The organism is Sandarakinorhabdus sp., assembly GCF_031430775.1.
Lineage (GTDB): Bacteria > Pseudomonadota > Alphaproteobacteria > Sphingomonadales > Sphingomonadaceae > Sandarakinorhabdus.
On the sequence record NZ_JANPCD010000113.1, the window covers coordinates 1 to 10,207 of the forward strand.

At 64.2% G+C, this 10,207-nt stretch carries 4 protein-coding genes, 1 tRNA gene and 1 pseudogene; 4 read left to right on the forward strand and 2 right to left on the reverse strand.

The features are described 5' to 3' along the window. Positions 1–340 (forward strand): annotated as a pseudogene (locus RMQ73_RS06820) (glutathione S-transferase domain-containing protein); the annotation flags it as partial. Positions 341–379: 39 nt separating this feature from the next. Here the strand turns inward: RMQ73_RS06820 and RMQ73_RS06825 are convergent. After that, entirely contained in the window at positions 380–5,164 is a 4,785-nt protein-coding gene (locus RMQ73_RS06825; protein WP_310497340.1) for an NAD-glutamate dehydrogenase, read from the reverse strand. Positions 5,165–5,249: 85 nt separating this feature from the next. Then, positions 5,250–5,885 carry a hypothetical protein gene (locus RMQ73_RS06830; RefSeq protein ID WP_310497341.1) on the reverse strand — a complete coding sequence of 212 codons (636 nt, stop codon included), beginning with the start codon at positions 5,883–5,885 and terminating at the stop codon, positions 5,250–5,252. A 135-nt stretch (positions 5,886–6,020) separates the two neighbouring features. On the opposite strand from RMQ73_RS06830, the gene RMQ73_RS06835 reads away from it, so the two are divergent. From RMQ73_RS06835 to RMQ73_RS06845, 3 genes are all read left to right on the forward strand, one after another. Beyond that, a tRNA-Thr gene (locus tag RMQ73_RS06835) sits at positions 6,021–6,096 on the forward strand. 193 nt (positions 6,097–6,289) lie between these two features. Beyond that, entirely contained in the window at positions 6,290–8,068 is a 1,779-nt protein-coding gene (locus RMQ73_RS06840) for a CHAT domain-containing protein (RefSeq protein WP_310497342.1), read from the forward strand. Continuing rightward, positions 8,065–10,207 (forward strand): WD40 repeat domain-containing protein (locus RMQ73_RS06845; RefSeq protein WP_310497343.1); only part of this gene is annotated, 2,143 nt, incomplete at its 3' end. The genes RMQ73_RS06840 and RMQ73_RS06845, both read left to right, overlap by 4 nt.

The window sequence follows — 10,207 nt, forward strand, 5'->3', positions numbered from 1 at the left end:
GCTGACGGAACGCATGTACCGCCGCATCATCCAGCGCGCCGGCCCCGATGCCGCCGCCGTCCGCAATGCCGGGCGCTTGGCCGACACGCATCTTGATTACATCGATTTCCTGCTCGAACGCCGGCGTTGGCTGGGCGGGCCGGGCTTTGGCCTGGCAGATATTGCGGCGGCCGCACAATTGTCAGTCGCCGATTATCTCGGCGGTATCGACTGGGACGGGCATGAACCGACCCGCACCTGGTATTCGGCGATCAAGTCCCGCCCGACGTTCCGGCCGCTGCTGGAAGAACGCATGGAAGGCCTGCCACCGCCCGCGCACTACGACAAGCTGGATTTCTGAACCTCGCCGCCCGTTCGCAGGCAGTTTGGCCGCCAGCCATCAGTCCGCCAGCATGCCCCGCGCCTGGCCGGCAAGATAGGCCAGCATCGCAGTCGTCACCGTGCCGCTGGCCCGCGCGCGTGCGACCATGCCCGCAATCCGGCCCACCCGATCCTGACTGGCCGACAGCCAGTCCGTGACAGCGCGTGCCGGGTCGCCGCCCGCCGGCACGAGCCGCTGCACCAGATCGAGCCGCATCTGTTCGAAGTCGCGCACCAGCCCGGCGGCGACCAGCCGTTCCCAAGGGTCTGTCGGCACCAGCGCCATTGCTGCGCTTTTGGCCCAGTCCAGTCCAGTCGCTTCGCCAAGCGCTGTATAGGCCATCGCCGTCCCGGCCTCGCTGACGTCCAGCGTGGCGGCCAGCAGCCCGACGCCGATGGCACCGTCCAGCGCCTCGATCCGTACCAGATGATCGGCGATTGCCGCCGGCGCACCCATTGCCGTCAGCCTGGACGACAATCGCGCCAATTGCGCGCGCGGTTCGGGCCTCAGCACCTGGTCCAGCGCATCGCCAAGCCGATCGAGACACGGTTGCAGCCGTTCGACCAGCGTTGCCGGCGGCAGGCCGGCGCCGGCGCGGATCAGGTCGCCCATCTGGGTGCGCAATGCCGCCATGCCGGCAACATGCAGGTCAAGCTGCACCGTGCCCGGCACCGCCGCTGTGTCGATCGCGGACCAAAGCCCGCGAAAATCAAACAATGACCGCGCCGCGACGAATGCACCGGCGACACGGGCAAGATCGGTGCCCAGTTCCTCGGCCAGTTCGAACGGGGCCGCCAGGCCGGCGCGATTGACCAGTTCGTTGGTCAGCTTGGTGGCGATCAGTTCGCGGCGCAGCCGGTGGTGATCGATGGCATCGGCAAACCGGGCCTGCATGGCGCCCGGAAAGGCCGCATGCAGATCGGGGACAAGCAGCGGATCATCAATGAGCGCACTGGTGACCAGCGCATCGTAAACCGCCATCTTGGCATAGGCCATCACGACTGCCAGCTCGGGCCGCTCCAATGCGCCTCCGGCCCGGCCGCGCTGCACCAGCACGTCATCGGCCGGCAGGCCTTCGACAGCGCGGTTCAGCCCCGCTGCGCTGGCTTCCAGCGTCTGGATGAGCCGGATATGCCCTGCCAGTGCCGCACTGCCGCCGCGTTCTGCCAGCGACAGCGCCTGGGTTTGCAGGCGGTTGTCCTCAAGCACCAGCGCCGCAACATCGTCGGTCATCTGGGTCAGCAGCACGTTGCGGTCTGCCAGTGCCAACCGCCCGGCGGTCACTTCGGCGCCCAGCGCGATCTTGATGTTCACCTCGTTGTCCGAGCAATCGACGCCGGCACTGTTGTCGATGAAATCGGTGTTGATGCGCCCGCCGGCTTGAGCGAATTCGATACGCGCCGCCTGGGTGACGCCAAGGTTGGCGCCTTCGCCGATGACCCGCGCGCCGATATCGCGCGCATTGATGCGGTGGGCATCATTGGCGCGGTCGCCAGCGTCGGCCTGGCTTTCGGTGCTCGCCTTCACATAGGTGCCGATGCCGCCGAACCACAGCAGGTCGGTCTTCATGCGCAGGATGGCGACGATAAGCTCCGATGGTCCCATCGCCTCGGCGTCTACACCCAGCATCTCGCGCATCTGCGGGCTGAGCGGCACCGATTTCAGGCTGCGCGAGAACACGCCGCCGCCGGGCGAAATCCTGGCACGGTCATAATCGTCCCAGCTTGAGCGGGGCAGGGCAAACATGCGCTCCCGCTCGGCAAAGCTGGTGGCGGCATCCGGGGCGGGATCGAAGAAGAAGTGGCGATGGTCGAACGCGGCCTGGAGCAGGATCGACCGGCTCAGCAGCATGCCATTGCCGAACACATCGCCCGACATGTCGCCGACGCCGGCCACCCGCACCGGATCGGCCTGCACATCGGTGCCCAGTTCGCGGAAATGCCGCTGCACCGAAATCCAGGCGCCGCGGGCAGTGATCGCCATGGCCTTGTGATCATAGCCATTGCCGCCGCCGCTGGCGAAGGCATCGCCCAGCCAGAAGCCATGCGCCTCGGCAATGGCATTGGCGGTGTCCGAAAATGTCGCGGTGCCCTTGTCGGCGGCGACGACCAGATAGGGATCGGGCGCATCATGGCAGACAACTCCGGCCGGCGGCACGTTGCTGCCATCTGCATCCAGATTGTCGGTCAGCGACAACAACGACCGGATGAAAATGCGATAACTTTCGGTGCCTTCGGCCAACCAGGCATCGCGATTGGCCTGCGGCGGCAATTGCTTGGGGTAAAATCCGCCCTTGGCGCCGGTGGGCACGATGACGGTGTTCTTGACCTTTTGTGCCTTGACCAGCCCCAGCACTTCGGTGCGGAAATCATCGCGCCGGTCCGACCAGCGCAGCCCGCCGCGCGCAATCGGCCCGCCGCGCAGATGGATGCCTTCGACGCGGGGGGAATAGACCCAGATCTCGCGATACGGCACCGGCGGCGGCAGGTTCGGCACCGCCTGGCTGTCCAGCTTGAAGGCCAAGGCCTCAGGCCCGCCCGGCACAAACGCGTTCGTGCGCAGCGTCGCGGCCATGACTGCCAGATACAGCCGCAAGATACGGTCATCGTCGATCGAGGCCACATCGGCCAGCGCCGCCTCGATGCTCGCCACGACCTCGGCCACGGCGGCGGCGCGATTGTCCACCGCCAACGCAAAACGTGTCTCGAACAGCCCTGTCAGCGCCCGTGTGATCGCCGGATAGCGGCGCAGCGCATCGACCACCGTCATCACGCCATAAGTGACGCCGGTCTGCCGCATGTAGCGGAAATAGGCGCGCAGCCAGTTCGCTGCCGTTGCCGACACGCCGCACGCGATGATCAGCGCGTTGAAAGCATCATTTTCCTGCGCGCCGGTCAGCACCTCGGTCAATGCCGGTGTCACCAGCGCCTGCAGGGCGTCCCAGTCGCCCAGCACCGACGGGTCGGCCACTTCGGCAAGGAAATCATGGATCCAGCCCAGCTTGCCGCCGGCCAGGTCAAAGGGAAATTCCTCGATGACCTTGAGGCCGAAATTTTCCAGCACAGGCACCGCTTCGGACAGCGGGATGATCTTGCCGAGCCGGTAGATCTTCAGCCGCACCTGGCAAGGGCCATCGCGCTCGCCGCGAAACAGTCGCACGACCCGGTCGGTGTCGTCATGCAACGACGACAGGGCGATGATGTCGGCGGCACCTTCGCGCGGGCTATGCTGGGCGCGATAGCTGGCCGACAAGGCGCGGCCATGGCTGAGCGTCAGCCGCGCCGCCCGCGTCGGACCAGACAGGTCGAGCAGCGCGGTTTCCAGGTCTTCATCCCAGCCGCGCAGCAGTTGCAGCAGCATGCGGTCGAGTGCGGCGGCGGCCTCGGCGTCGAATTGTTCGGCGCGGTCGGTGACAACGACGAAATGCACCCAGGCCAGACCATCGGCGCGCAATTCGACCTCGGACCGCGAAATGCGGCCGCCGGTGGCATCGGCCAGCATGAGGCCGATCGCGTCGCGTAAGCGGCTGGTGTAGCTATCACGCGGCACATAGGCGAGGATGGACAGGAACCGCCCGAACGGGTCGCGCCGCGCAAACAGCCGGGGCCGCGGGCGGTCGAGCAGCGACAACAGCCCCAGCACCATGCTTTCCAGTTCCTCGGTGCTGGCCTCGAACAATTCCTCGCGCGGGAATGTCTCGAATACATGGATCAGCGCCTTGGCGGTATGGCCGGACGGACCAAAGCCCAGCCGCTCGATGATTTCGCCGACCTTGCGGCGCAGCAGCGGCACCTGGCGCGGCGACGTGTTGAGCGCCGACGACGTGAACAGCCCCAAAAAGCGCGTTTCCGACACGACGCGGCCCTGATGGTCAAAACCCTTGACCGACACCAGGTCGCCGTTGATGCGGCGGTGCACCATCACCATCATGCCGGACTTGGTGATCAGCAGTGGCTCGGGGCTGGCCAGCAGCGCCTTCAGCGCGCGGGGCGTCTCGCCGTCACCGGCCTGCCCTGTCCAGACCGGGTAAGCCGGGTCGCGCAACAGGCCCAGCCCATGATGGCTGACCGGCTGCATCGCCGGGTCATCAAGGTCGCCGGCCAGATCATAGCGGCGGGCGCCGAGCAACGTGAAATTGTCCGCCGCCAGCCATTCGAGGAACGCCATCGTTTCGGCGGCGCGGTGCGGCGCCACCGGCGGCGGGTTTTCCGCCATCGCCTTGATGCAGCCGCGCAGCATCTCCAGCATCGGCTGCCAGTCGGCGACGGCAACATGCACATCGGCCAGCACCTGCGTCAGGCTCGCGACCAGCGCGGCCCGCGCCTTTGCACCCGTCCGCTCGATTTCCAGATACATCATGGATTCGCGCAATTGCCCCGATGCCGGCCCCGACGCCGCCGGTCCTGCCGCGCGCCCCAGCACTTCGAGCAGACGGCCTTGGCCATCACGGCGCACATCGACGATGGGATGCAGCAGGCAATGAATGTCCAGCCCGGCCGCAGTGATCGCAGCGGCAATCGAATCCACGAGGAACGGACGGTCGTCGCCGATGATGGCCAGTGTCATGCGCCGCTTGCCGATCGTGGCGTCATCCGCGACCGGATCGAGATGGATCGCCGGCTGGTCGCCGTGCCGCTGTCCGGCGGCTTCGGCGACGAACGTGGCAATGGCGGCGCGCATCCCGGCATCCAGCCCCTCGACCTCGCCGGGCAGGGCATGATCGAACAAGATGCGGCCAAGGGCGGCAACAGCGTCGGGATTGGCAGGCAAAGTGTCTTGAGAGGAAGTGCTGGGCACAGTCACGATACAAGGGCTCCCCAAGGGCACTGCGGCGGATTTGCCGGGGCTTATGCGCCGCAGCGGCCGTGAAGGGCAAGCATTCCCTACGTTATTCGTCCAGCTTGACACCAAATTCCGGCGCAAACGGATCGGCAACCGGGTGTGATGCGGCCTGCCAGCCGCCCGCCTTGTCCTGGGTGCGCTGGGTGCTGCGCAATGCTTGTTGGGTGCTACGCACCTCGCGCAGCGCCGAGCCCAGCTCACGCCTCAGCCGCACCGCCGCACTGCGTTCCAGCACCACCCGCCAGTTGCAGATGATCTGCACGGCTCCGGCCGGGTCATCGCCGCGCAGCAGCGGCAGGGCGATGCCGCGAACCATGAGTTCGGCGCCGCCTGCGCTTGGCACGCCGGCCTCGAATGGCACTGGCACGGGGTGGAGCGTGACAAGCTCGCACAACGCCGACAGTTCATCCCGAATCCCCGGTGCCCGGTTCAGGACCGCGTCGGCTGTGATGCCGAAGGCGGCAGCAAGGGCGCTGCCGACGCTTTCGACCAGCGCCCGGCCGCCGGGATCGGCAATCACGAGGGCATGGGCATCAAACCCCAAAACCGGCCCACCATCGCCGGCCTGCCAGGCCGCCAGTGCGCGGCGAGTCAGTCGGCGTTCCAGCGCGCCGGCACGCGGCGGCCAGTCGAGCCGGTCCGGAGCTGCAGGGAAAATCGGTGGGACAGCAAGTCGAGACATGCCCGAGATAACGGCCGCCCCGTCCTTGCTTTGCGCGCGCAGCCGATTCCGGCCCCGCAGGCAGCGCATGCGGGCTTGCCGATCGCCGACACCCCTGTTAATGGCCGACACCGTCAAGGGCCAAAGGCTCTTTGTGCCGCTTTAGCTCAGCCGGTAGAGCACATCATTCGTAATGATGGGGTCAGGTGTTCGAGTCACCTAAGCGGCACCATTTTCTTCCCTGGCAAAGGACTCTGGCGGCTCCCGACGGCGGCACCGGTAGATTGTCTTCGGATTTCTCCGTGCCTTGCTGTCGGCGCCCGTGTCCCGATCGGGCCGCAGCCCGCTCCGGTTGCAATTCAAATTTGACTCAACCCTCCGTCCGGCTGCAACTATATATGGTTAATGCCTGAGGGGGCAATTCGGTGAGTGACGCTAACGCAACTCCAATGATCGTGCTGGCGTTTTCCAACAACCGTGACGATTATCTCCAGAACATCGTGCAAGAGCGCAAGGCCGTGTTCCGCGCGCTGCAGGACTATGACGACAAACGCTACATCAAGGTTCACACCGAGGACGCGACTGCGATCGACGATGTGTTCGATGTGGTTAACCGCTACGCCGATCGCATCGCCATCTTTCATTTCGGCGGGCACGCAGACGGCGCCGCGATCCAGCTTGAAGCCGGCGGCAATGCCGAGCAGGCACATGCCGACGGTCTTGCCCGGATGCTCGGTGCTGCAAAGAATCTCAAGCTCGTCTTTCTCAATGGCTGCGCCACCAGCGGACAGGCGGAGGGCCTGATTGCCAATGGCGTGAAGGTCGTGATCGCCACCGCCGTGCCTATCAACGATTCCCTGGCGACGCTTTTTGCCGAAAAATTCTATGCCGCCATGGGCACTAGGAAGACCATCTTCGAAGCCTTTGAACTGGCAAGGGCCGCCGTTGCGACCACAGCAAAGGGTGCGGCCAGGCATATCGGTGACTTCCGAGGGGTCGGCACAGCCGATGCGCGCGCGCGCACTGCCAGCCCGGAACTGGTTTGGGGCCTGTATGTCCACCCCGGAGGCGAGGCGGCGCTGTCATGGAAGCTGCCCGAACAGGCCGAGCAGCAGCTGATCATTCGCGGCGCCTCCTATCAGGCCGCAGCGGGGCCGCTGGTCAATGCCGGGCTGATCACGGCGCTGGCGAACGCGATTGCGCCGCACAACAAAAAGGTGCGCCGCGCCCTGGAGGACGAGCAGGAAAGCCGCGATCCGGATATTCGCAACATTCGCTCCCCCAGTGTCGCTGCCTTTCCGACGCCGGTCGGCGAACAGTTGCGGATCCTGTTCCACGAGGACAATGAAACCATCAGTTCCGAACGGTTGCAGCAGCTTGTCCTGGTCTATGAAACCGCGACGCAGCTGTTCGCCTTCGCCGCGCTATCGCAGCTTTGGGATGTCCTGAGCACGCGCCCCGAATGCCTGATGACAGACACGCTGCGCACGGCCTGCGAACGGTTTGTCGCCATGTCGGCCACCACTGCCGCAAGCTTCGACTATTTCGACCTCATCCTCAAGGTTGCCGACTTTTTCGCCGCCAACGGCATCTCGCACTACATGCGCGAAAGCGATGAATTTGTCGTCTCGCTGCGTGACGAGCCATCGGTCAACGCCCATCTGTTCATGGAAGCGATGCGCGGCGAATTGCGCGGCAAGGTTTCGGGCGACGAAATCACCAGCTTCTGCGTGCAGACCGAAACGCACCTCAGCGAAATTCTCAAGGATTTCGCCTTTGTCGTCAATTACATGATGGCCGCCATCAAGGACATCACGCTGGTGAAATCGCGCAACAAAATGCCCGAATTCAGCCACAAGATCGTGCAGCTTGATCAGGCCGGCGTCGGCGCCCGCGTCCTCGATAAACAGCAATTGCAATTCAGTGACAGCCGTTCGGTTCTGCTGGTCAAGGATATCGACAATATTTCCAACAATCTCAATCTTATGCCGTTCATTCTCGATGAAAACGCCCTGACCGGCGCCCCGCAGTACCGGCTGTTCTTTTATTCTCACCATGACTGCGCCGCCGACACATATCATTACTGGTCGATCAACAACCCCGCCGACAAGCTTGTCGTGTCAGATGCCAAGTACAAGGATGTGAAGTCGCTGTTCGAAGACTTCAAAAGGGCCATCGCCGCCGCACCGGGAGCCGCCGCATGACCTCACCCTTCAAATTTCTCAACGCCTATGACGTGGGCGACAAGGAGATATTTTTCGGGCGCCAGAAGGAAATCGACGCGCTGTACCAGATGGTGTTCGAAACGCGCCTGCTGCTGGTCTATGGCGCATCGGGCACTGGCAAAACGAGCATCATCCAGTGCGGACTGGCCAATCGTTTCCGGAAAACCGACTGGTATCAACTGTTTGTCCGTCGCAAGGACGATCTCAACGCGTCGCTGATGCGCGAGATCCGCAGCAAATCGGGGATGCCCATCGCCGCCGATGCCAGCGTCGTCGATGCGGCGCAGGCGCTTTACACAGACAAGCTGGCCCCCATCTACATCATCTTCGATCAGTTCGAGGAGCTGTTCATCCTGGGTTCGCCGGAGGAGCAGGCGGCGTTCTTTGCCAGCATCGAGGCGCTGCTGGAATCGGACGTGTCGTGCAAGATCATCATCATCATGCGCGAGGAATATCTGGCCGCGCTCAATGATTTCGAGCGCGTGGTGCCGGCCTTGTTCGACAAGCGCTTCCGGGTCGAGCCAATGACCAGCGCCAATATCGAACAGGTCATCACGGGAACTGCGGCTTACCATGACATCGGGCTGGAGAATGGCGCCGATACGGCAAAGCTGATCATCAAGAGCCTGTCTGACGGCAAAACGGCAGTGCAGCTGGCGTATCTGCAGGTCTATCTCGACACCTTGTATCGCCGCACCGAAGCCAGACCGGTGGTCTTTACCGATGCCCTGGTGGCCGAGACCGGCAAGCTTGATGACGTGATGGTCGATTTTCTGGAGGACCAGACGCTGGCCATCCAGAAAGCCCTTGAATCCGGCCATCCGGGGATCGAGCCCGATGCGGTGAAACATATGCTGGAGCAGTTTGCGACATTCGAAGGCACCAAGCTGCCGATTACGCGCGCCGAATTGCAAAAGAAGTTGCCCGGATTGTTCGACGTGCAAGGCGACAAGCCCGCACAGGCGAAGGCCGGCCAGAGTGACGAGGCGCACCAGAACCGGCTGAAGGCGGCGCTGGATGCCGGCCTGGGCGAGCTGCGATCGGCGCGTATCCTGCGTGATGAAGACGGTGTGTTCGAACTGGCGCATGACAGCCTGGCCCGGCGGATTGCCGATGGCCGTAGCACCGAAGCCAAGAACCTGCTGAAAATACAAAAGCTGATTCGTGATCGGCAGCAAGCGCATGCGGAAACACGCACGCTGCTGAGCAATGAAGAGGTTGATTTCATCCGGCCCTTTGCAGCCCTGCTGGACCCGCAGAGCGAAGAGGCAGGGTTTCTGGCCTTGAGCGAAGCCGCTGTGGCGCAGGCCGAATTCGACCGCTTGCGGCGGGAACGCAACACCCGGATTGTCGCCGTGTTGATGGCTGTGCTGTTCGTGGTGTCAGCGGCGCTGGGTGTCTGGGCCATGCAAAAATCGCAGGAGGCGTCGTCGCAGGGCGCCCGCGTGCTCGCGTTTTCGTCATTGGCGGCCCAGAAGGAGGGCAATTCCTCGCTGGCTTTGTTGCTGGGCATCGAAGCGCTGATGCGCGATACGCCCGATTCCGAACAATATGCCGACAGCCATGCCGCTCTGACCGCAGGCTTGCTCAACAGTTCGGAACTGCGCACGTTCAAGGGCCACAAGGGCGTTGTGTACAGCGCCGTATTCTCCCCCGATGGCCGCCGTGCGGTCACCGGGTCCGAGGATGGCACGGCGCGCGTGTGGGACACGGCGACGGGCAAGACCATCGCCGTGCTCAAGGGCCATGACGCCCCCGTCACCAGCGCCGCGTTCTCTCCTGACGGCCGCCGCGTTGTCACGGCGTCCTTCGACAGCACGGCACGGGTGTGGGACGCGGCAACGGGCAAGCTGATCGCTACGCTAAAGGGGCATGAAGCCGCGGTCTATCGCGCCGAATTTTCGCCTGATGGCCGCCGCATCGTCACGGCGTCGGCGGATGCGACCGCGCGTTTGTGGGATGCGGCGAAGGGGGCTGAGATTGCCAAGCTCGAGGATGACGGGGAGGAATACAGTGCTAGGCTCTCGTCCTTCGGCGGCATCGTCCCCGCCTCGCATTACGGGGAGGTCAGCAGTGCTGTGTTCTCGCCCGACGGCAGCCGCATCGTCACTGCGTCGG

Bases quoted from the DNA above. Each gene is read 5' to 3' on its own strand.
- RMQ73_RS06830 (WP_310497341.1), bottom strand. From the start codon at position 5,885: ATGTCTCGACTTGCTGTCCCACCGATTTTCCCTGCAGCTCCGGACCGG.